This is a genomic window from Marinobacterium maritimum, assembly GCF_039523155.1.
Classification (GTDB): Bacteria; Pseudomonadota; Gammaproteobacteria; order Pseudomonadales; family Balneatricaceae; genus Marinobacterium; species Marinobacterium maritimum.
Window position 1 is genome coordinate 454,536 of record NZ_BAAAET010000002.1, and the last position, 22,731, is coordinate 477,266.

The 22,731-nt window shown below is 55.3% G+C and carries 18 protein-coding genes and 1 pseudogene; 14 read left to right on the forward strand and 5 right to left on the reverse strand.

Annotated features, from left to right (window positions below; genetic code table 11):
• Nucleotides 1-19: 19 nt before the first annotated feature.
• From ABD013_RS08525 to ABD013_RS08580, 12 genes are all read left to right on the forward strand, one after another.
• Entirely contained in the window at nt 20-1,699 is a 1,680-nt protein-coding gene (locus tag ABD013_RS08525; protein WP_343804853.1) for a nitrite/sulfite reductase, read from the forward strand.
• The gene (locus ABD013_RS08530; protein ID WP_343804855.1) at nt 1,696-2,205 is read left to right on the forward strand and encodes a DUF934 domain-containing protein; all 510 of its coding nucleotides are present in this window, start codon (nt 1,696-1,698) and stop codon (nt 2,203-2,205) included. The genes ABD013_RS08525 and ABD013_RS08530 overlap by 4 nt, the downstream gene beginning before the upstream one ends.
• On the forward strand, nt 2,205-3,740 hold the full coding sequence (locus ABD013_RS08535; protein ID WP_343804857.1) for an MFS transporter: 1,536 nt from the start codon (nt 2,205-2,207) through the stop codon (nt 3,738-3,740). The genes ABD013_RS08530 and ABD013_RS08535 overlap by 1 nt, the downstream gene beginning before the upstream one ends.
• Before the next feature lie 267 nt (nt 3,741-4,007).
• Nucleotides 4,008-6,524, forward strand: coding sequence for a nitrite reductase large subunit NirB (gene nirB / locus ABD013_RS08540; protein WP_343804859.1), 2,517 nt, complete (start codon nt 4,008-4,010; stop codon nt 6,522-6,524).
• Nucleotides 6,524-6,865, forward strand: coding sequence for a nitrite reductase small subunit NirD (gene nirD, locus ABD013_RS08545; protein WP_343804861.1), 342 nt, complete (start codon nt 6,524-6,526; stop codon nt 6,863-6,865). The genes nirB and nirD overlap by 1 nt, the downstream gene beginning before the upstream one ends.
• A gap of 40 nt (nt 6,866-6,905) precedes the next feature.
• Complete coding sequence (gene moaA, locus ABD013_RS08550; RefSeq protein ID WP_343805781.1) at nt 6,906-7,898, forward strand: GTP 3',8-cyclase MoaA; 993 nt, start codon at nt 6,906-6,908, stop codon at nt 7,896-7,898.
• A 28-nt stretch (nt 7,899-7,926) separates the two neighbouring features.
• A complete protein-coding gene (moaB, locus tag ABD013_RS08555) occupies nt 7,927-8,463 on the forward strand; it encodes a molybdenum cofactor biosynthesis protein B (protein ID WP_343804863.1) in 537 nt (178 codons plus the stop codon).
• Nucleotides 8,460-9,677, forward strand: a complete 1,218-nt coding sequence (locus ABD013_RS08560) for a molybdopterin molybdotransferase MoeA (protein ID WP_343804865.1) — start codon at nt 8,460-8,462, stop codon at nt 9,675-9,677. Before moaB ends, ABD013_RS08560 begins: the two co-directional genes overlap by 4 nt.
• A gap of 907 nt (nt 9,678-10,584) precedes the next feature.
• Nucleotides 10,585-12,219 carry an acetate--CoA ligase gene (locus ABD013_RS08565; protein ID WP_343804867.1) on the forward strand — a complete coding sequence of 545 codons (1,635 nt, stop codon included), beginning with the start codon at nt 10,585-10,587 and terminating at the stop codon, nt 12,217-12,219.
• Nucleotides 12,220-12,270: 51 nt separating this feature from the next.
• A complete protein-coding gene (locus ABD013_RS08570) occupies nt 12,271-13,050 on the forward strand; it encodes an enoyl-CoA hydratase-related protein (protein WP_343804869.1) in 780 nt (259 codons plus the stop codon).
• A gap of 163 nt (nt 13,051-13,213) precedes the next feature.
• Nucleotides 13,214-14,818 carry a BCCT family transporter gene (locus tag ABD013_RS08575; protein WP_343804871.1) on the forward strand — a complete coding sequence of 535 codons (1,605 nt, stop codon included), beginning with the start codon at nt 13,214-13,216 and terminating at the stop codon, nt 14,816-14,818.
• 47 nt (nt 14,819-14,865) lie between these two features.
• Complete coding sequence (locus ABD013_RS08580; RefSeq protein WP_343804873.1) at nt 14,866-15,765, forward strand: porin; 900 nt, start codon at nt 14,866-14,868, stop codon at nt 15,763-15,765.
• Between the two features lie 617 nt (nt 15,766-16,382).
• Here ABD013_RS08580 and ABD013_RS08585 read toward each other — a convergent pair.
• The 3 genes and pseudogenes from ABD013_RS08585 to ABD013_RS08595 form a co-directional block, all read right to left on the reverse strand.
• Nucleotides 16,383-17,246, reverse strand: a complete 864-nt coding sequence (locus tag ABD013_RS08585; RefSeq protein WP_343804875.1) for a LysR family transcriptional regulator — start codon at nt 17,244-17,246, stop codon at nt 16,383-16,385.
• A gap of 251 nt (nt 17,247-17,497) precedes the next feature.
• A pseudogene (locus ABD013_RS08590) lies at nt 17,498-17,673 on the reverse strand (IS5/IS1182 family transposase); the annotation flags it as partial.
• An 89-nt stretch (nt 17,674-17,762) separates the two neighbouring features.
• The gene (locus tag ABD013_RS08595) at nt 17,763-19,004 is read right to left on the reverse strand and encodes an NAD(P)/FAD-dependent oxidoreductase (protein ID WP_343804877.1); all 1,242 of its coding nucleotides are present in this window, start codon (nt 19,002-19,004) and stop codon (nt 17,763-17,765) included.
• 150 nt (nt 19,005-19,154) lie between these two features.
• On the opposite strand from ABD013_RS08595, the gene ABD013_RS08600 reads away from it, so the two are divergent.
• Nucleotides 19,155-19,778: a helix-turn-helix domain-containing protein gene (locus ABD013_RS08600; protein ID WP_343804879.1), complete on the forward strand. Its 624-nt coding sequence runs from the start codon at nt 19,155-19,157 to the stop codon at nt 19,776-19,778.
• A gap of 43 nt (nt 19,779-19,821) precedes the next feature.
• The gene (locus ABD013_RS08605; protein ID WP_343804881.1) at nt 19,822-20,238 is read left to right on the forward strand and encodes a GFA family protein; all 417 of its coding nucleotides are present in this window, start codon (nt 19,822-19,824) and stop codon (nt 20,236-20,238) included.
• 155 nt (nt 20,239-20,393) lie between these two features.
• Here ABD013_RS08605 and hflC read toward each other — a convergent pair whose 3' ends face one another.
• Together hflC and hflK are read right to left on the reverse strand one after the other, a co-directional pair.
• On the reverse strand, nt 20,394-21,377 hold the full coding sequence (hflC, locus tag ABD013_RS08610; protein ID WP_343804883.1) for a protease modulator HflC: 984 nt from the start codon (nt 21,375-21,377) through the stop codon (nt 20,394-20,396).
• Nucleotides 21,374-22,414 carry an FtsH protease activity modulator HflK gene (gene hflK, locus ABD013_RS08615; RefSeq protein ID WP_343804885.1) on the reverse strand — a complete coding sequence of 347 codons (1,041 nt, stop codon included), beginning with the start codon at nt 22,412-22,414 and terminating at the stop codon, nt 21,374-21,376. The genes hflC and hflK overlap by 4 nt, the downstream gene beginning before the upstream one ends.
• Nucleotides 22,415-22,731: the final 317 nt, after the last annotated feature.

Here is a 22,731-nt window from a genome sequence, read left to right on the forward strand (position 1 = left end):
CAAGCGATGAGGCTGATGCGTGTACAAATACGATGAATATGACCATGCCCTGGTACAGGCACGGGTGGCCCAGTTCCGCGATCAGGTAGCCCGACGTCTGTCCGGGGAGTTGAGCGAAGAGGAGTTCCTGCCACTGCGTCTGCAGAACGGGCTGTATCTGCAGAAACATGCCTATATGCTGAGGGTTGCCATTCCCTATGGCACGCTTTCATCGCAGCAGCTGCGGACGCTGGCCCGCATTGCCGAGCAGTTTGACCGAGGCTATGGCCACTTCAGTACCCGCCAGAACATCCAGTTCAACTGGATTGAGCTGGAGCAGGTGCCGGATATCCTCCAGTTGCTGGCCGACAACGAAATGCATGCGATCCAGACATCGGGCAACTGCGTGCGCAATATCACCACCGAGGCGTATGCCGGTGTTGCCGCTGATGAGCTGATCGACCCGCGCCCGTTGGCGGAGATTCTGCGCCAATGGTCTACGGTTAACCCCGAGTTCCTGTTTCTGCCACGCAAGTTCAAGATCGCCATCTCCTCGTCGGAGCAGGACCGGGCAGCGGTGCGTTCGCACGATATCGGGCTCTATCTCTACCCGGGAGACGGCGGTGAAAAACGGCTCAGAGTGATGGTCGGCGGTGGCCTGGGGCGTACTCCGATTCTCAACCAGACGTTGCGCGAAGACCTGCCCTGGCAACATTTGCTGACCTATGTCGAAGCCGTGTTGAGGGTCTATAACCGCCACGGGCGTCGCGACAACAAGTACAAGGCGCGCATCAAGATTCTGGTGAAGGCACTGGGCATTGAGGCCTTCGCCCGCGAGGTCGAGCAGGAGTGGGAACAGATCCGCGACGGTGCCGCCGAACTGACAATGGCCGAGTATCATCGTGTTGCCAAGGGTTTTCAGCCTCCCGCATACGAGGGCCTGAGTGCGATTGACCCAGAATACGGTGCCTGGCTGGCGCGTGACCCGGCGTTTGCCACCTGGGTGCAGAATAACACTCGCCCCCACAAGGTACCGGGCTACGCCTCGGTGGCGGTGTCGACCAAACCGGGGGCGGTTTCTCCGCCGGGAGATATGACCGCGCAGCAAATGCAAACCCTGGCCGATCTGGCCGATCTCTATGGTTTTGCTGAAATCCGGGTCGCTCATGAGCAGAATCTGGTGCTGCCGGATATCCGCAAGCATGACCTCTATGTCCTCTGGCAATCGCTGCAGGATGTCGGGTTGGCGACCCCCAATATCGGCCTGCTGACCGACCTGATCGCCTGCCCCGGCGGCGATTACTGCAATCTGGCCAGTACCCGCTCATTGCCGGTTGCCAGGGCGATACAGGAGCGCTTCGATAATCTGGATTTCCTGCATGATCTGGGGCCGATCAGTCTCAATATTTCCGGTTGCGTCAACGCCTGCGGACATCACCATATTGGTAACATCGGCATTCTCGGGCTGGACAAGAACGGCGAAGAATATTTCCAGATCACGATTGGTGGTGCTCAGGGCAAGGACAGTGCCCTGGGGCGTGTAATTGGACGGGCATTTCAGGCGGAGGAGGTGCCGGATGCGATCGAACGCCTGCTCACAACGTATCTGGAATACCGTGAGGCCGACGAGCACTTTGTGCACTGTATTCAGCGCCTGGGGCTGGCGCCTTTCAAGGAAGGTGTCTACCCACAACAGCCGTCAGTGGAGGCATCAGCATGAACAACACCATTGGATATCGGCAGGGCAAGGCCTGCATTCTGACCGATGATGCCTGGGAACTGGTGAACGCGGATACGGCGGTGGATAACCTGGACTCAAAGGTATTGGCGTGGCCTGGCTGGCAGGAGCAGCTTGAAGCGGGGCGCCTGCGTCCTGAGACTTCGGCTGTCCTGCTGGGGCCGGATGTGGACCCCGACGTACTGGCGCCCTGGATCGACCGGCTGCCACTGATCGCACTGCAGTTTCCCCGCTTCATGGATGGCCGGGCCTACAGTCAGGCCAGTCTGTTGCGGACGCGCCTGGGCTATACGGGCGACCTGAGAGCGATGGGGGATGTGTTGCGTGACCAGTTGTTGCTGATGCGGCACTGCGGGTTTACCTCGTTCTGCGTGCGGGCCGACAAGCGGGCGTCAGACGCGATCAAGGGGCTGTCCGAATTCGACCAGATCTATGCCCGCTCGGTCGCCAGCCCTGAGCCCCTCTATCGGCGTCGGGAACGCGTGTAATGAGCGCTGGCGAGAACCGGCGAGGGATACTGCTGACAGCCTCGGCCGCCTGTGCGCTCACGATTTTCGATACCAACCTGATAGGCGTCATCACCCCGATGCTGGTGGCGGATCTGAATGTCGATTTTGCCCATATGGCCTGGGTGCTGAGTAGTTTTCTGCTCAGCTTTGCATCTTTACTGCTGGTAGCCGGATCGTTGGCTGATCACTATGGCCGCAAGCGCATACTGGTGCTGGGGCTGAGCGTCTATGGCGGCAGCGCGCTGGCCTGCGGTCTGGCTTCCAGTGTTGAACTGCTGATTGTCGCGCGGGTCGTGCAGGGCATTGGTGCCGCATTTCTGTTGGCTCCCGCACTGGCCATTATCGGCCAGTCGTTTCGTGAACCGGGAGAGGCGGTCAAGGCCTGGGCCGCCTGGGGCAGTATCATGGGGCTGACCATGGTGGTGGCTCCCTTATTAAGCAGTCTGGTAGGGGCCTGGCTGGGGTGGCGCTGGGCACTGGGCATGATGGCGCCGCTCTGCGGGCTGCTGGTCTGGCAAGTGATTCGCTGGATTGAGGAATCCCGCTCACCGCGTCAACACTGTTTCGATTGGCTGGGTGCCCTCCTGTTCAGCCTGACCATGCTGGCCGGGAGCTGGAGCCTGATTCGGGGGCCAGAAGTGGGCTGGTACAGCCCGGAGGTACTCTGGCCGCTTTTTTGGGGAAGTATGGTGCTGTGCAGCTTCATTCTGTGGGAACTCAAGGTTTCCAGCCCGATGCTGCAACTGCGACTTTTTCGCGCGCCCGCTTTCGTCGGAGCGGTAGGGGCGATGTTGGGTTATGCGGCGGCCGCACAGGTGATGGCTGCGTTTTTGCCTGTCTACCTGCAACAAGGGCGGGGCGTAGCCGTGGAGTGGACGGGCATTGCGCTGTTGCCGTTTGCCTTGGCCATGCTGATCTTCCCTTTGATTGGACGCCGCCTGTCTGCCTGGCTGCAATCCTGGCAGCTGCTGGGCATGGGGCTGGTCATCATCGCACTGGGCAATTGGGGGTTGGCGGCATCCGTGCAATCGGCACACCCGATCACTTTTTTCCTCAGCATGGCCTGTCTGGGGGCCGGCGGTGGGCTGATCAACGGAGAAACCCAGAAGGCGATACTGGGAACGGTGACGGCATCCCAGGTCGGGATGGCCTCGGGCATCAGCACCACGGCGCGCTTTCTTGCCATGTTGATGGGGTACGCCGGGTTGTCGTCGGTGATGCTCAGTGGCGTGCGTGAGCAGCTGCAGACGAGCCTCTGTCCGGAGCAGGGATGCTGGTTGGCCCCGGAGCTGGTGACCGCCGTGGCGACTGGCGACCTGGTACAGGCCGAGTTCGAGGGCCGCTCGCTGAGCCAACAGGTTGCGCTGCTGAGTTACCAGTCTGGTTTCATGACCCTTTTTAATACGGCTGCGGTTATCGCCCTGGTCGCAGCGGGTGCCGTATTCCTGCTGATGGGGTGTCAGCGTGAAAGAGTGAAGCCGGTGCAGCAGCCGCAAGCTGAAAGGGTGACCTGAAAAGTGGCAGGTGGGTCAATTTTGCACAGCCATGGTGCGGCACTTGCGGGCACTGTTGGCTGGCACTGGTTGGTAAAGTGACGTGATAGCGGCGAACTGCAAAGTTGGCACGGCTAATGCTTTGTAGAAATTAACAATAACAACAAGGCACCGCTCAGGGTGCCTGTTAGTCAACTGGACAATGGCGTCCACTTTCCATCGCCGAGGCCGCGGCGAGCGAGAAAGTGGGCGCTTTTTTTTTGCGTCGAATTCACCGCGGAGGTGACCATGAAACAGCGCTTGATCGTGATTGGCAACGGAATGGTCGGTCATCACTTTGTGGAGCAGTGGTTGGCCAACGAGGCCGCATCGGACTACGAGCTGACCGTATTCGGGGCCGAGCGTCATCCCGCCTATGACCGTGTCCACCTGTCCGAATACTTTGAGCAGCAGAGTGCTGATCATCTGCTGCTCGGCGAGCCGGATTTTTACAGCCAGCCCGGTATCGATCTGCACCTCGGCGAGGCGGTGATCTCGATTGATCCTGCCAGCAAGCAGGTGGTCACCGAGCAGGGCCGTTATGGCTATGACAAGCTGGTGCTGGCGACCGGTTCCTATCCGTTCGTACCGCCCATCCCCGGTGGCGACCAGTCGCACTGTCTGGTGTATCGCACCCTGGATGATCTGGATGCAATTCGTGCCAGTGCTGATGGCGTGAAAACCGGCGTGGTGATTGGCGGTGGCCTGCTGGGCCTGGAAGCGGCCAACGCGCTGAAGAGCCTGGGGCTGGACGTACACGTGGTCGAGTTCGCACCCCGGTTGATGCCGGTACAGCTCGATGAGGACGCGGGTGCCATGTTACGCCGCAAGATAGAAGCCTTGGGCGTTGCGGTGCATACCGATACGGCGACAAAGCAGATCATCGCGGGTGATTCGGCGCGGATGAAGATGTGCTTTGCCGACGAAACCGAGCTGGAAACCGACCTGATCGTGTTCTCCGCCGGTATCCGGCCGCAGGATGCATTGGGGCGCGAAGCCGGTCTGACACTGGGCGAGCGCGGCGGTATCGATGTGGATCAGCACTGCCGCACCAGTGACCCGGACATCTACGCCATCGGTGAGTGTGCAGTCTGGAACGGACGTCACTTCGGCCTGGTTGCACCGGGCTACACCATGGCCCGTGCCGCCGTGTCCCACCTGTCCGGTGATGGCAAAACGCATTTCCAGGGTGCGGACATGTCCACCAAGCTCAAGCTGCTCGGTGTTGATGTGGGTTCCATCGGCGATGCCCATGGCCATACGCCGGGATGCCAGAGCTACCGTTACACCGATGAACGCAGTGGCGCCTACCGCCGGCTGGTAGTCTCCGGAGATGGCAAACGTCTGCTCGGCGCTATCCTGATCGGTGACAACAGCTACTACGATCCCCTGCTGCAGCTGGCGCTTAACGACATGCCGTTGCCGGAGCAGCCGGAAGGGCTGATTCTGCCGGCCTCCGAGGGCGGGTTGCCGGCGGCCGGCAGTGCCGAGCTGCCGATGACGGCCACCATCTGCTCCTGCCACAACGTCAGCAAGGGCGACATCTGCGAAGCGATGAACGATGGCGCGGTCAGCGTTGCCGATCTCAAGGCCAGCACCAGGGCGGCCACCGGCTGCGGTGGCTGTGCCGCCATGCTGAAAACAGTGCTGGATGGGGAGCTGGAAAAACGTGGCGTGCAGGTGGATCACTCCCTCTGCGCCCATTTCAGTCACACCCGTCAGGAGCTGTTTCACCTGATCCGCGTTGGCCAGATCAAGACCTTCGAAGAGCTGCTCAGCAAGCACGGCAGCGGCGGTGGTTGCGAAATCTGCAAGCCGGCGGTGGCCTCGATGCTGGCCAGCTGCTGGAATGAACATGTGCAAGCGCCCGAGCTGGTACCGTTGCAGGATACCAACGACACCTTCATGGCCAACATGCAGAAAGATGGCACCTACTCAGTGGTACCACGTATCCCCGGTGGCGAGATCACGCCGAAAATGCTGATCACGCTGGGCGAGGTGGGAGACAAATATAAGCTCTATACCAAGATTACCGGTGGTCAGCGCATCGACCTGTTCGGCGCCACGCTGGATGAGTTGCCGCTGATCTGGGAGGAGCTGATCGCCGCCGGCTTCGAGACCGGACACGCCTACGGCAAGTCACTGCGTACGGTGAAATCCTGTGTCGGCAGTACCTGGTGTCGCTTCGGAGTGAAGGACAGCGTCGGCATGGCGATCGATATCGAGAATCGCTACAAGGGCCTGCGCACACCGCACAAGGTGAAGATGGCTGTCTCCGGCTGTACTCGTGAATGTGCCGAGGCGCAGAGCAAGGATATTGGCGTCATCGCCACCGAGAACGGCTGGAACCTCTACGTCTGCGGTAACGGCGGCATGAAGCCGCGCCATGCCGATCTCTTCGCCACCGACCTCGATGACGAAACCCTGGTGCGCTACATCGACCGTATCCTGATGTTCTACATCTACACCGCTGACCGCCTGCAGCGTACCTCGGTGTGGATGGAAAACCTGGATGGCGGCCTGAACTACCTGCGTCAGGTGGTGATCGACGACAGCCTTGGAATGGCGGCGGAACTGGAAGCACGAATGCAGCATGTGGTCGACAGCTATCGCTGCGAATGGAAAGAGGCGGTGGAAGATCCGAACAAGCGCAAGCGTTTCCGCAGCTTCGTCAACTCCGACGAGCCCGGCCGGGCACGCATTGTGCAGGTGGTTGAACGTGGACAGTTGATACCGGCCCGTGAACTGGTCGAGGAGGAAGCGTGATGAGCAGCAACGTGAACTGGCAGGACCTCTGTGGTCGTGATGATCTGGTGCCCGGCTCCGGCGTGGCCGTGAAGATCGGTGATCAGGCGGCGGCGCTCTACTGGCCCGAGCCCGGCAAGGAGCATTTGTATGCGCTGGCCCATCGTGACCCCTTCTCTCAGGCCGAAGTGCTGGCCTGGGGGCTGCTGTGCGAGAAGGAAGGCGACTGGTCGGTGGCCGCACCGCTCTACAAGCAGCATTTCCGCCTCAGTGATGGTGTCTGCCTGGAACAGCCGGATGTTGTCCTGTCCACCTGGCTGGTACGCCTCAACGGCGACCGGGTTGAAGTCGGTCTCGGCTGAACCGGGCCGAACAGGGTAGAGAGGGGAGGCCAGCATGCAGATGACACCAGAATCAGGCCTGATCGATCGCTTCGGGCGCCGCATCGACTATCTGCGCCTGTCGGTGACCGACCGCTGTGATTTCCGTTGTGTCTACTGCATGGCTGAAAAGATGACCTTCCTGCCACGGGAGCAGGTGCTGTCCATTGAGGAGCTCTACGAGGTCGGGCGCAGCTTCGTCGAACTGGGCGTGCGCCGTATCCGTCTGACCGGCGGCGAGCCGCTGGTTCGGCGCGGGCTGCTGGCATTGGTGCAGCAGCTCGGTCGCCTGCCGGTGGAGCTGTCCCTGACCACCAATGGTTCCCAGCTGGCGAAACTGGCTGGCCCGCTGGCCGATGCGGGTGTGGATCGCATCAACATCAGCCTCGACAGTCTGCAGGCCGACCGTTTCCAGCGATTGACCCGTACCGGTGACCTGAATCAGGTGCTGCGCGGTATCGATGCGGCCCGCGAAGCCGGTATCCGGCGCATCAAGCTCAACAGCGTCATTCTCCGCGGTCGCAATGACGACGAAGTGCTGGCGCTGGTCGAGTTCGCCCGTGAGCGTGGGCTGGATATCAGCTTTATCGAGGAGATGCCGCTGGGCCAGATCAGCGAGCACGACCGTGCCGAACAGTTCTGCTCCAGCGAGCAGTTGCGCGCGCGCATTGAGACGCGCTTTGCGCTGCTGCCCTCCACCGAACGAACCGGCGGGCCTTCGCGTTACTTCCGCATGGCCGACAGTGACAGCCGCATCGGCTTCATTTCGCCGCACAGTCGCAACTTCTGTGGCGACTGCAATCGGGTCCGAGTGACCGCCGAAGGGCGTTTGCTGCTCTGCCTGGGACATGAACACAGCGTCGACTTGCGACAAGTGCTGCGTGATCCCGCACGTGTGCCCGCCGATCTGCAGCACCACATCGTCCAGGCGATGGCGCTGAAACCCGAACGACACGAATTCCGGCTCGATGACGAGCCACAGATTTTGCGATTCATGAACATGACCGGCGGCTGATTCAAAGGCCGCGTCGAGGAGAACAGCCATGTCAGCGACCGAAACCCCATTCCAGCCACTGGCGGCCGCCGTGCTGACTGCCTCCGATACCCGCACGGCGGAGAACGATACCTCCGGCGACCTGCTGGTTGAGAGTCTGCAAGGTGCCGGCCATCGGCTGGTGGATCGGGCGCTGGTCGCCGACGATATCTACCGTCTGCGGGCGCAGGTTTCCCAGTGGATCGCTGACCCTGAAGTACAGGTGGTGCTGATGACCGGCGGTACCGGTTTCTCGCACCGGGACTCGACGCCCGAGGCGATCCTGCCTCTGCTGGACAAGGAAATCGATGGTTTTGGCGAGCTGTTCCGCCATGTCTCCTGGCAGGAGATTGGCACCTCTACCGTTCAATCCCGGGCACTGGCCGGGCTGTCCAACGGTACCCTGATCGTTTGTCTCCCCGGTTCTACCGGCGCCTGCCGGACGGGCTGGGAGCTGATCAGCAGCCAGTTGGACAGCCGCTATCGGCCCTGCAACTTCGTCGGCACCCTGATGCGTGCGCAGGAGCAGAGGAGGGCTTTGCCATGAGTTGTGATCAACAGGGGCTGCTGCCGTTGGCAACGGCCATTGAGGCGCTGCTGTCGGACCTTGAGCCTGTAGCTGTTACCGAAAGCGTCGACCTGCTGCAGGCCCGTAACCGTGTTCTGGCCGAAGCGATACACAGCCGAGTGGATGTACCACCGGCCGACAACAGCGCCATGGACGGCTATGCAGTGCGCATGCTGGACCTGATCGCCGCCGGTGAAGACTGGCTGCCGGTGTCACAGCGCGTACCGGCCGGTCAGGCGCCCGGTCCCCTGCAACCGGGCACGGTGGCGCGGATCCTTACCGGTGCCGAGGTGCCGCCGGGTGCCGATATTGTGGTGATGCAGGAGCTGGCTGAAGTGAAGGGCGAGCGGGTGCGCCTGCCGCTGGGTGCCGTACCGGGGCAGAATATCCGTCGCCGGGGCCAGGATATCCACAGCGGCGGCCTGCTGCTGCCCGCCGGGCGCCGGCTGGATGCCATGGCAATCGCCGTGCTGGCCTCGGCCGGTATCGAACGGGTCAGCGTCTATTGTCCGCTGAAGGTGGCCCTGCTCTGCACCGGTGACGAGCTGGTGCCGCCGGGCCAGCCGCTGGCACATGGGCAGATTTACAACTCCAACCGCTACCTGCTGCACGGGCTGATCGAAACACTGGGCATGGAAGTAGTGGATCTGGGACAGGTCGCCGATGACCCGGCCAGCCTGGAACAGGTGCTGCTGCGGGCTGCTGAACAGGCCGATGCCATTCTGACCACCGGTGGTGTTTCCGTCGGTGAAGAAGACCACCTGCGCCCGGCCATCGAGCGCCTCGGTGAGCTGACCCTGTGGAAGATCAATCTCAAGCCGGGCAAGCCCTTTGCGGCAGGCGTCGTCGAAGGCACGCCAATCTTCGGCCTCCCCGGCAACCCCGGTTCGGCACTGCTCACCTTTGCCTTGCTGGCGCGGCCCTGCCTGAATCGGCTGCAGGGCGACACTGCGATCAAGCCGTTCTCGGTCACGGCCACCGCAGGCTTCAGCCGCGAGCGCCGCATTAAGCGCGAAGAGTACGTGCGCGTGTATTGTGAAGCGGACGGTACCCTGCAGCTGGCCAGCCAGCAAAGCTCAGGTGCCCTGTCGCCCATGTTGCATGCCAACGGCTTTGCCCGCCTGCCTGCCAACCAGCCGGTGGAGCTGGGGCAGGCGCTGGACTTCTATCCGCTGGATGGGTTGGTGAGGTAAGTCGGAAGGCCCATTTTTCGAGCTTCCCATGCATAGCGCAATCCCAAACGACCAGTCTCCTGCGACCATAAGTGAGAAAAGATTGACTAGAGCGGCGATTTTCTTGCCGAGATTGAGCAGCAGATCAACTTTTCCGCGCTGGCAGCGGAAGTTGATCGTATGTACCACGTGTTGAAAGAGCTTAGGCTGGTCGTCCTCCATACCCAACTAAAACCATGGTGCGTATTCTGGTGTTTCAGTGCTTCTAAAACCTGCCTGGTGGGCTGACGGAGTCCCTGTTGGTCGATTGCATGAACGACCAGAAGTTCTACAGTCTTATCCAAGCTATAACATTTCTGATCGCACAACAATTTGGCACTTTGAAAAGAGCATCGGCGAAGTCGGTACCCAGGCCCAGTTCGATGGTGTTTCAGCGTAGCTATTCAAGAAGTGCTTCATAGCCCGTAATAGCCATATCATTGATTCCACCATGGTACCAGCTCCCAGACTGCACAACCGTCACAGCGTGAGGGAGTTAATCAGCGATCAGGGACTCTGGCTGACTGGAACATGGCAAATGAAGGCTGAAAGATGGTCGACGCCAGCTGGATCAAAAAACACGGAAAGTCCATTTGGGGTACAAGCTGTCGATTATCGTCGAGGCCAAGTACAAGGTGCTTAAGGTGTGACACCGTCAAACTTCATTACAGCCGACCTTCTGAGAAGGTATGTGCTTTGGTTTACCAAGGTGCAGATTACGCATGAGTGGTCATCGAAATAATCGATATCTGTTACAGAAATATGTCGCTTCTCCGATACCAAGGTTTGCGCGAGACTTCGGGAGCGGTAAATAAATAGGTTTTGAACGCGACTCGTAAAGAAGTCTATTGCTGAATTAATAAGAACGATCAATTTGGGGGTGCACGCTGTGCTGATTCGAACGGATATCAGTTCCTATGAGCAACTGATTGAAGAGTTTAAGTGGTCCATACCCGAGAGGCTGAATCTAGCAACTGAGATCTGTGATCGGCACGCAAGTTCGACGCCATTGGCGGCCGCGATCATTGAGGATATAGATGGTGTCGTTCGCAAGTATACGTTTGCTGATATTAAACGCCTATCTGACAGTTTAGCTCATGCTTTTATCGAATTAGGTGTATGTCGCGGCGACCGGGTTGTTGTATCTCTTGGGCAGGATGTGGAAGCTCTGCTTGCCCATCTAGCCTGTTTTAAAGTGGGAGCGATTTCCGTTCCTGTCGCAGGACTATATTCCGGGGACGGATTGGCATTTCGGATTAATGATTGTGAAGCCTGTCTGTTTATCACAAACCGTGTCGGAGCCGATAAGCTGTCCGGTTTAAATCTACCTTCTTTGCGTCATACGGTTGTTATCCAGCAAAAAGCTGTTGGGTCTGAGGTGGATTTTGATAGTTTGCTAGTGGGGCGGGATGCTGAATTCATGCCAGTTGACACCATGGCAGACGAACCAGCGTTTATCTTCTATACCTCGGGCACCACTGGCTCACCCAAAGGTGTGTTGCATGCACATAGAATGGCACGTGCCCATTTGCCATGCGTGCAACTGGGGTTTGAGATGGCGCCGCAAATTGGTGATGTGTTCTGGACCGCTTCTGACTGGTCTTGGCTAGGCTCCTTGGGGGATTTGGTTTTTCCGGCACTCTTTTTGGGTCACCCGGTGGTGGTGACACCAGGACGGTTTTCGGTGCAGCGCGCATACGATGTGATGCAAAGGCATCGGATTAGTTGCCCGTTCTTGGCTACCGCTGTGTTACGGAAAATGAGTAAGGAACCCCCTCTCTCAGAGGCGAGGTTCCAGGTGCGCGCGATAATGACTGGTGGCGAGGCGATGCCGCCGGAAGTCCTGAAGTGGGCGAGGAAAGCCTTTGATGCTCCGGTAAATGATGAATTTGGACTAACCGAATCCAACCAGACCGCTGTGGGTTGTACCAGCCTATACAGCACACCTAGCAGTTCGGTAGGGCGAATAGCACCTGGAAAAAGGGTTGCCATCATCGATGACGAAGGTATCGAACTAGCACCTGGGGTACATGGTGAGATTGCTATTTGGCATGATTCGCCAAGTAATATGCTTGGATACTGGAATCGCCCTGAACAGAGCGCCCAGAAATTTGTCGGTGGGTGGATGCGAAGTGGTGACCAAGGAGCTCTCGATGAACATGGCTATCTTTACTATTTCGGCCGAATGGATGACCTGATTTTGGTAAATGGCCTGCGAGTGGGGCCTGAAGAAGTTGAAGCAGAACTTCTCATGCACCCTGCAGTGGCCGAAGCTGCAGTAATTGGTGTACCGGATGACAGCAGTGGTGCTGCTATTGTCGCAGCGGTGAAACTGCAAGAAGGTATCGAAGGCGGTGACCTACTGGCCGAGGAACTTAAGGGCCTAGTAAAGAGAAATTTAGCTGCGCATTGCTATCCCAAACGCATAGTGTTCGTGGAAACTATTCCTGTAACCTCAACTGGGAAAGTTAGACGTGGAGAGGTTCGAAACTCGTTTATCCAGCCGTCACAGGTTTTGGCATGAATGAAAAAAACGAGTGGTGTCATAAGTCGGGGAGTGCAAGGAGAGTAGAAAATGTCTGGAATTAAAGTTTCGAGTCATGGTCAGATACTTGAGATCGTTTTGGATAACCCCAAAGCGAATGCCATTGACTCAGTGATCAGTTTGGAACTAAACCAGCTATTTACGGAGTTTAATAACGATCCTCGTTATCGGGTAGCCATCCTAACCGGTGCTGGTGATAAGTATTTCTGTACCGGAGGAGATTTGAAAGAATTAGATGAGAAGCGCGGTGACATTTGCTATGGAGAGAATGGTTTTGCTGGTTTGACACATTTCCCTGACCTGGACAAGCCGGTTATTGCTGCAGTGAACGGATTATGTGTTGGCGGAGGGTTCGAATTATTACTGGCATGTGACTTAGTGGTATCCAGTAAAGAGGCACATTACTTCCTGTCGGAAACAAAAATCGGTAATGTGCCATATCTAGTAAGCATCCAGCGTATTCTGAAGCGTTTGCCAAGAAATATAGCTATGGAAATGCTCTATACAGGGCGTCGTATGACAGCCGATGAGTTGGCTGCGTTTGGTTTAATTAATTCCGTAGTCCCGAAGGATGAGCTCCTCGAGGCGGCTTATCGGTTGGCGCAAGAAATAGTAGCAGCGGCGCCTTTATCTGTCTCGGCCTGTAAGCGAGCTTCGATTACTGTCGAGTCCATGCAATGCTCACAATTATTAAAGTTAGAAGATGATAGTCTGTTTGATTTTTTTAATTCAGTAATGGTTTCTTCAGATGCAAAGGAGGGAGCAAAAGCCTTCGTTGAGAAGCGAGATCCTGTTTGGGGTGGGAAGTAGAGAAAACCAGATGGCTCTCTTTTTATATGAATGTTAACAGGTGATGGAGCAGTATTATATAAAGATTTAAGTTATGAGATAATCCATGTTTTGATCGTAATTTTGGCGTTACTAAATAAATACAAGAAAATGTATTTGCCAAATCAGTAGTGGGGTTATAAATATGACTATAATAAAAAAAATAGCTGTGTCGAAAAATATTGACTTGCAAATCTTTCTGCCTGCCATGATCGTAATCATAGGGCTAATGGTGCCGATCAGCATAAGTCCAGAAAGTGCAGGGGAAATCGCAGGTAATCTGATAGGGATCATCACAAAACAATTGGGTTGGTTGTATTTAATGGGCGCATTCATGTTATTCGCGCTTATGCTATGGCTGGCTTTCGGACGGTATGGGATGGTCCGTCTCGGTCGTGAGAGTGATACGCCCGATTATTCGAAGTTTAGTTGGTTGGCGATGATGTTTTGTGCCGGGATGGGTTCGTCCATCATGAATTGGGCTTTTATAGAACCACTTTACTTCATGCAAGGCCCTGCGCTTGGAATCGAGGCTGGTAGTAGCAAAGCAGCTGAGTGGGCAGTAATGTATTCATTTTTCCATTGGGGATTAATTCCATATGCTATATATCTAATGCCAGCATTACCAATTGCTTATATGGTTTATGTAAAACGCTGTAATTTATTTAGAATCAGCGAAGCCTGTGTTGGTTTTCTGGGTAATAAGGCTTATGGCCCGATCGGTAAAATTATCGATATATTAGTGATTTTTAGTATATTGGGCGGTACTGCAACTACACTAGGCTTATCGGTGCCTGTTTTGTCAGCACTTTTTAGTGAAGCATTTGGAGTGGCTGACTCCTTTGCTCTGCAGGTTGTCGCGCTAGTACTTTGGACTGCAATATTTACTTGGAGTGTATACCGTGGACTGTCTAAGGGTATTCAGATCCTTAGTCAGATAAATACCGTTCTTGCTCTTGTATTGATCGCAGTTGTATTTGTCACCGGACCTACGTTGTTTATTTTGGACTTGACTACTAATAGTCTTGGACTACTGGCTAATAACTTCCTGCAAATTAGTTTGTCGACGGATCCAATCGAGAAAGGTGGTTATCCTCAAGCATGGACAACCTTCTACTGGGCATGGTGGCTGGCGTATGCTCCTATGGTTGGTCTATTTGTTGCTAGAATTTCAAAAGGCCGCACTGTTAGAGAATTAATCTTGAATGGCTTTGCCTATGGTAGCCTTGGCTCCTGGATTTTCTTTGCTGTGTGGGGTGGGTACTCTGTACATACTGAAACAAGCGGTGTATTGCAGTTGTCTAGTATCCTATCCGAAAGTGGGCTTCCTACAACCATCGTTTCTATCGTTAAATCACAGCCTTTTAGTTATTTTTTTATACTGTCTTTTATCGTGCTTTTTCTCATTTTCACAGCAACAACTATGGATTCGGCTGCTTATGTTCTGGCTTCTGTAAGTTCGAAAAATTTGGCAGGAAATGAAGAGCCGACTCGATTTAATCGCATTGCTTGGGCGCTTGTCCTAGGTGCCGCGGCCGTAGCGATGCTGCTAATGGGAGGTTTAAAAGCCGTTCAATCGGCAAGTATTGTACTTGCTTTGCCCATGTTATTTCTAATGGCTGTATTGGTAAGGTCTTTCATGCAGATGTTGAAAGAAGACCATGGTCTTCGCCTTGAGCCGATACATCATGTACTCAAAGAGCATGAGATAACAGCAGTAAGCGAGAAGCAGGAAAGAGCCTTAGGTTGATAGCCCTGCATATAAAAAATAAATATTACTGTACTAGAGTTTCACAAATGAAATTTAAATCTACTTATCTTGCCTTTTTTGTACTACTAGCTCCCTCTTTTACCCAGGCATCTGAATTCGATTACAACTTTTACGGCAGCCTGAGGGTAATGGTCGAAGAGGCCAAGCATGACAATGGCGACAACTTCAAGGACGCGGTGAGCCGTATTGGTGTGAGCGGCTCCCATGATCTGGGTAAAGGATTGCAGGCCTTCGCCAAATATGAACTGAGCGTAGATGTGGCCGAAGGTGAACTGGGCTCTGATACCGGCAAGGATGCGCGCCAGGCCTATGTCGGCCTGTCCGGTGATTACGGCAGTCTGATGCTGGGCCGCTACTGGTCCAGCTTTTATAATGCCATCGGTTATGCCTCGGACACGCTTTGGATCCATTCCGCACCGGTGTATTACACCCTGGACTGGGACTACCGCATCGGCAAGTCGGTGATGTACACCACCCCAGACATGAATAGTGTACAAGTATCAGCGCTGTACAGTGATGAGCGTGAACAGGGCCAACTGGCCGCTACCTGGCAGGCCACCGACAGCCTGAAACTTGCCGCCGGTTATATCGATGACGCCGACAACAACGATTCCGTGGGCCTCGCTGCTTACTACACCGGCAGCAGCTACTACCTCAACGCCATGCTGATGGACAAGGACAACCAAGGTCGTGGTATCGACCTGATCGGCGGCATCTCCGCCGACAAGCACCTCTTCACCGCCGGCGTCTCCACCTTCGAGGACCGCTCTGGCAGCGATAACGACTTTGACGTCCTGATTCTGGCTTACCAGTACAACCTGCACCCGAAGGTGAAGCTCTGGGTGGAAGCCAAAGCCTGGGATGGTGTGTTGTATGGAATTGAGGATTCCAACTTGATTGCGCTTGGGATGAATTACGATTTCTAAGCAGGAGGAGTATATCGTTCAATACCCCAGCCCTACCTCATCCTTACGGTGGGGCTGTGGTGCTAGGTATGTGGATACGTGAGCGCTTTGTGAATGAGAAGTAGTATGTTCCCGCTGGCGTAGCTCAAAAAGAGATGTGTTTAATAACATCAAGGTCTTCTACAGCCAGGTATGATGCTATTCGTATCTCGGTAGAGTCAGCCGAAAGCTCTTCGAGCGAGCCTAGGTTTGGGCAGGGTGTGACACCAGTATCTGAGTAGGTCCACAACGTTAGCTAACTCGTCGAACTCAAAGCAATAGCGTAAAAGCTAAAAACAAAGTTATATTTTCTCAATGGTATGCTTTATGAGGAAATGGGTGACCAGAGAATGCTGGAAAGCATGATACGCTGATTCATTTCAAAATGTATGAGGTAGTTCGAAATTAGGATCTAAATTCAGGGATTTTATTCTTCCGGCAGCAATGGTTTTCGAAAAAGTATCAATGGTCTCGAAATTTATGATTGACTTTTATAGGCTTTAATTGCCACCGGTTTAATATAATGAATAGTCGTTTTTTATAAGAGTTTCATATTTATATGACTTGATATATTTAAATAATTTCAGATGAATTCTCTACTACGAAGTGGTTTTGATATTGTTTGATATTTCTCTTATTCCTTTTAGTCCTAATTCTAGTAATTCTAGGTTGTAATGTTTTTCGGGATACATTAGGTATAGTGGTATTTTAAAACTTGGTGCTCCTTCCACTCGATAAAGAGATTTGCTTTCAATAAGTCCTTCTACACTTCTGACAGGCAAATATGCGGATCCCCCTTCGTGTGTAATTATTTGCAAAGCAAGATCGCTCAAACCTACCGTTAAAGTAGGTGTGCTGATGTTATTAAAATTTAGGCTGTGTTGCTGATTAAAATATGGGCCCCAGTCAACATAGATATAATTCTGGCCTAAACTTTCTGTCAGGCTAGAAGGTGTCGAGGATACCAAAATAAGATTGTCTTCTATTAAATTTTCAACCTTAATACCTGGCAGTGTCTGTGGTACCGAAGTCAGGGCAATGTCCAGATAGCCATCTAAAAGGTTATGGAGCATACTCTGCGACCAATCAGCTTCTACTCTCAAGACATAATCAGGTGCGTTTTTTTTCATCCACCTGATCCAAGGTCGACTAAAACTATTCCAGACGGTTGCTTGAATAGCGAGACTGAATAGTCCTTTGAAGCCATCTGGTAGGCCGACTTCTTGATGAGCCTGCTGCCAAGTTTGCAGAAGACGGATTGCATAGGGATGAAAGCGCTGGCCGGCTGGGGAAAGTTTGACGCCAGAGTGTGACCTTATAAAAAGTTTTTGGTTGAGTTCTTGTTCAAGTTGCTGAATCCGACTACTCGCTGTTGACTGAGTGATGTGTAAGTGAGTTGCCGATTTAAGAATTGACCCTGTTTCAGCGACCTCTAGAAACGTTCGTATTTGAGAAATTTGCACGTCTAGTCCTACTTCTAACGTTATCGATTTATTCGATAGATGATATGGAAATATATTGATTCTTTATACCAAATTTCTGTGGAAATTTATCTGATCTAATAGCTTAACAATATATAATTCTGTTATGAAATGTATGATTGAGGTGTTGAATTCTTATTAAATCCGGCGTTAAATCCCCGAGTTACCCACGAACAGTAGACACCTTCTATAGTTAGGTTTACCCCTGACGAGGAGGTGCAAGATGGTTTATGTTGAATAGGGTACGGCCTACCTTGAGCACTTTCGGCCATACGATCCGCTTCCGCTGCTAGCGCGGAGAAGCTAATGTGTTGCTCCGTCTTGGCTAAAGGATTGCCGGTCGGGTCATTCTTCTCGCGGTGATGCCTCTGGTAAAGAGGACGCTTTTGATCGCACTACGCATCTTCATGGTACTGATTGGCCGGGGGGCTGCCCTATCATATGGCTAGTCAGATTTGTGAAGTGGGTATCTCCAGGAACCCAAAGCTGGCTCAGTGTTCAAAACCGATCAACACGATAAGGCGTCATATCCACTTCCGGCATTTCGCCATCCATCATCTGACTCAGCAGCTTGCCGGTGACTGGGCCGAGAGTGAAACCCTGATGGCCGTGGCCAAAGGCGGCCCAGAGCCCTGCCTGTTTGGGCACGGGGCCGATAACCGGTTTCATGTCCGGCATGCAGGGGCGGCCACCCATCCAGGGCTTGGCGTTCAGCCGCTCGCCCAACGGGAAAAACTTGCGGGCCAGGGCTTCGGCGGCTTCCAGCTGCTTGTAGCAGGGTGGGGAGTCGTAGCGGGCCAGCTCGGCGCCGCTGGTCAGGCGGATGCCGGCCTGCATCGGGGCCAGCAGATAGCCTTTTTCGGCGTCGATCAGCCAGTTGTTCAGCGTGGCACCTTCACCGGCGCTGTAATGCATATGGTAGCCACGCTTGATGAACAGGGGCGCTGAGCTACCCTGGGTTGCCAGCCACCGGGCCGACCAGGGACCCATCGCCAGCACGACCTGTTCAGCCTCAAGGGTTTGGTCTGCCAGCTGAGCCTGCCAGCCCTGGCCCTGCCGCGACAGCGACTTGAGTTCACTCTGCACGAATTGACCGCCACTGGCCTTGAAGGCATCGGCATAGGCGGCCACCAGTCCACCGGGAGAGACAGCGCCCCAGGGCTGGGTCCAGTGAATGGCACCGACCATGCCCGGCGCCATATCGGGTTCAAGACGGGAGAGGGCGTCGCCATCCAGAATCTGCAGTTCGATGCCGAACTCCCGGATATAGCGTTCGGCACGACGGCTTTCGGTTTCGAAAGCCTTGGCGGTGCGGAAGGCGTCGATATAACCGGTCTTGCGGATCAGCTGTTCGGCACCGGCGGCCTGGATCATCTCGGCATGAGACTCCAGCGACCGGCTGATCAGGGCGGCGTAGCTCGGTACGATCTGCTGGTAACGTGCCGGGGCCGAGTGGCGCCAGTAGCTGAACAGCGGGCCTGCCGCCTTCAGCATGCCGCTTATCTGGTAGCGGATATCGGTCTCGCGGTTGGGCAGCACACGCAGCAGGGTCGCCAGATCACGCGGGAAACCATAGGGGAATACCGCTTCGCGCTGAATCAGCCCGGCGTTGCCGAAGGAGGCCTCGCGTCCCGGTTCGCGCCGGTCGACGAGGGTCACCTGATGCCCCCGCTGTTGCAAGTGCCAGGCTACTGAAACACCGACCATACCGGCACCCAGAACCAGAATCTCACGTGACATCGACTACCTTTCTCCTTGCAGAGCCACCAGAATAAAATTTCTCGCAAATGAGAATTTTTCCGAAATATCGAATATGAGAATTTTAAAGTCAAGCAGTAATCGGGATACACTAGCGCCACATCTACAGCCAGTCCGAGCCACGCAGTCTCCATGACAACCGAGTCTCAACCCCTGCAGCCCCAAACGCTAATCGACCGAGTGCTGGTGGGGGCTCGCCTTCGAGCCCACCGCAAGCAGCTGAAGCTCACGCTGAAGCAGGTCTCTGAACAAAGTGGTGTGGCGCTTTCGACCCTGTCGAAAATGGAGCTGGGACAGGCGACGGTCAGTTACGACAAGCTGGCGGCTGCGGCACGTGCGCTGAATATTGGTCTGCCACAGCTGTTCAGCTCGGATGAGTCTTCCGGTAGCTCGGAACCTGTCACCGTAGTCAGCAGCAAAATCTCCGAAGCGGCCGGCTATGCCACTGGTCATTACGAATACCACCCGCTTGCCGGTGACTTCCCCGGCCGCAACATGATGCCGATCTATGCCCGCATCCAGGCGCGAGCGCTCAAGGAGTTCGAGGATTTTATCCGCCACCCGGGGCAGGAGTTCGTCATGGTGCTGTCCGGTTGCATCTGTATCCACTTCGAAACCGGAGAAGAGATCTGCTTGCGTGAGCGGGAGACGGCCTATTTCAACAGCGCTGTCGGTCATGTATATCTGGTGGAAGGTGATAAGGATGCCGAAATCATCGCCGTGACGTCGGAACCCTGGGACCAGGTGTCTTCCTGAGGAAGGAAGACCGCAATCAACCCTGCACAGAAAGGTGAGTGAAATGGACGCTATCGAATATCCGATCAAGGGGGCTTGTCAGTGTGGTCAGGTCAGCTACGAGCTGCTCGAGCCGCCTCAAATGGTGGTGGCCTGCCACTGCAAGGAGTGCCAGAAACTGTCCACCAGCGCGTTCAGCATTACCGCCATGGTGGATGCCAAAAGCGTTGTGTTCAGCGGTGAAATGAAACACTGGCAGCGCCCGGCGGACAGCGGCAACACCAGCGCCGCCAAGTTCTGCCCGACCTGCGGCAACCGCATCTATCACTACAACCCGGACGAGCCGGACAAGATCAAACTCAAGCCGAGCAACCTGGAAGACACTCGGGTGATCAAGCCTGTGGCGCATGTCTGGGTCAGTGAAAAGCAGGACTGGTTCGAGATTCCGGCAGGGGTAAAGGTGTTCGACAAGCAGCCGTAAAACGGGTAGCGGTGCATTGACGCAGGAATACCGCAGAGCCGTCAAAATATTCGTCCTTTTGACGGCTTTGCACGCTCCTTCCAAGCGGCGCCTTACTCGGCTTCTTTCCGGTTCAGCAGGGCGTTTTCCTTGACGCCACGTCCAGCGTTATCAGGCTATTCACGATCAGCAGGCGGCTCCGGTGCGACCCCCTTGAGGTACTTGAACAGATCGCTGTCAGTCGACAGCACCAGCATAGTGTTCTGACCGATGATCGCCGGATAGGCTTGCAGGGTACGGGTGAATTCATACAGGGCGACGGCTTCCGGGCTTTGATTGTAGGCACTGGCGTAGATTTCGGTCGCTTTGGCATCGGCCTCGCCTCGAATCTCCTCAACCTCACGATAGGCCTCGGACTGGATCTTGTTCAGGTCGCGCTCCCGGTTGCCCCGGATTCGGGCGGCTTCACCATTCCCCTCTGACAGAAAACGCTCAGCGATCTGGCGTCGTTCGCTGATCATTCGGTCATAGATCTTCGGCCGCACGCTGGCGTTGTAATTGATCCGCTTGAAGCGGATATCGAGTAGCTCGATACCGAAGATACGGACCTTATTGGCGGCGGCTGTGAAGATCTCTTTTTCCACCTGTTCACGCCCCTTGTGAATTGGCACCAGCGCGCCTATATCCATCTCCCGTTCGGCCGAGGTCAGCAGGGCATCGCGCAGAGGGGCCCGCCCCTTGGTGGTGCGGATAATTTCGATAAGCTCATGCTTGGCAACCGCATTGCGGGTCTCGCTGCCCAGAATATCGTCAAGGCGAGACTGCGCACTGCGCTCATCACGCAAGCGTAAAAAATATTGCAAAGGGTCGGTGATACGCCAGCGGGCAAAGAGGTCGACCGAGATGTAGAGCTTGTCCTTGGTGGGCATATCCGAAGGGTTGCCATCCCACTCGAGGATGCGTTTGTCGATCGAGTTGACGTTCTGGATGAAGGGCAACTTGAACTTCAGCCCGGCCTCGGTCACGGGCTCGCCGACCGGCTTGCCGAACTGGGTGATGACCACCTGCTCACGTTCGCTGACGGTATAGGCCGAACTGAAGATCAGATATCCCAGTGCCCCCGCTAGCGCCAGCAGAGTGACCGGTTTACTCATGCTCATGGCCGCTCTCCTGCCTGGTTGTCGAGGTTGAGCAGGGGCAGAATGCCGCCGACCTGCTCATCAACAATAATCTTGGTGCGGATGCCGGGCATCACCTCCTGCAGGGTCTCGATATAAATGCGCCGCAGAGTTACCTCTGGTGCCTTGCTGTACTCCGTCAACAGGGCATTGAAGCGGGCGACATCACCCTCGGCCTCGTTGATGCGCTTGAGCCGGTAACCGTCGGCTTCGCGAATACGCTGGTCCTTCTCCCCTTGGGCCAGAGGGATGACGCGGTTGTATTCGCGCCGAGCTTCATTGATGAGCCGCTCTTTTTCCTGCTGGGCCTGGTTTACCTCGTTGAACGAATCCTGCACCGGCTCGGGTGGATTAATGTTTTTCAGCTGCACCTGGTCAATACTGATCCCCATGGCATATTTGCTGGCCAGCCGCTGCATTTTGGCCAGTGACTCTGTCTCGATCTCCTGGCGACCAATGGTGATCACTTCGTCGACCGTACGATCACCTACCACCTCGCGCATCACGGACTCGGACACTGCACGCAGGGTTGCGCCGGGCTCGCGTACCTCGAAAAGAAAATTGAAAGGGTCCGAAATGCGGTATTGCACCACCCATTCCACCAGCGCGGCATTGAGATCACCGGTGACCATTTGCGTCTCCCGCTTTTGGTCTTGCGGGCGCGGGCTTTGATAACGGTCGGTCGCACCCGGCGTGGTGAAGCCGAACTCCTGTTTGAGCTGGCGCTTAACGGGCACGATGGTTACGTTGTCGATGCCGAAAGGGAACTTGAAATGAAGCCCCGGCGGCACTTCACCAATGTAGCGGCCAAACCGTTGCACCACGGCCACCGAATCGCTCGGCACGGTGTAATAGGCACTCCAGCCTGCCAGCCCAAGGATCACCAGTACCAGCAGTACTAGTGGGCCTTTGCGACCACCTTCCGGTTTTGACTGTTTAATGCCTCCCCAAACTGCATGAAGCAGCTCATTAAGCTGGGCACCGGGGCTGCCCCGGTCATTGCCACTCTGTGCTGCCATTGCCATACCCTCACCCGGCTGTTTCAGCCGAATTTGTCACGCCCCAGGGCCGCGAACTGAAACTACATCAGCGGTATTCAATCCACCGCTGTAGTGCTTCGGATCCTGATCTGGCCCCATCGGATGGCACCTCTCAGCCTTGTGCTGCCGTCCACAGTGCATCACAAAGCAGACAGGGTCTGTTTGAGTTTAGCAGTCTCCTGAAGGTGCGCGGTTGATATCAGTGTGTATCTGGGAAGGAAGCCTGCACAGGGCAGCCAAGAGATGCATCTAGAAGTGGAATGCGAATCAGGGTTCAGCTTTGGACAACATTTCCG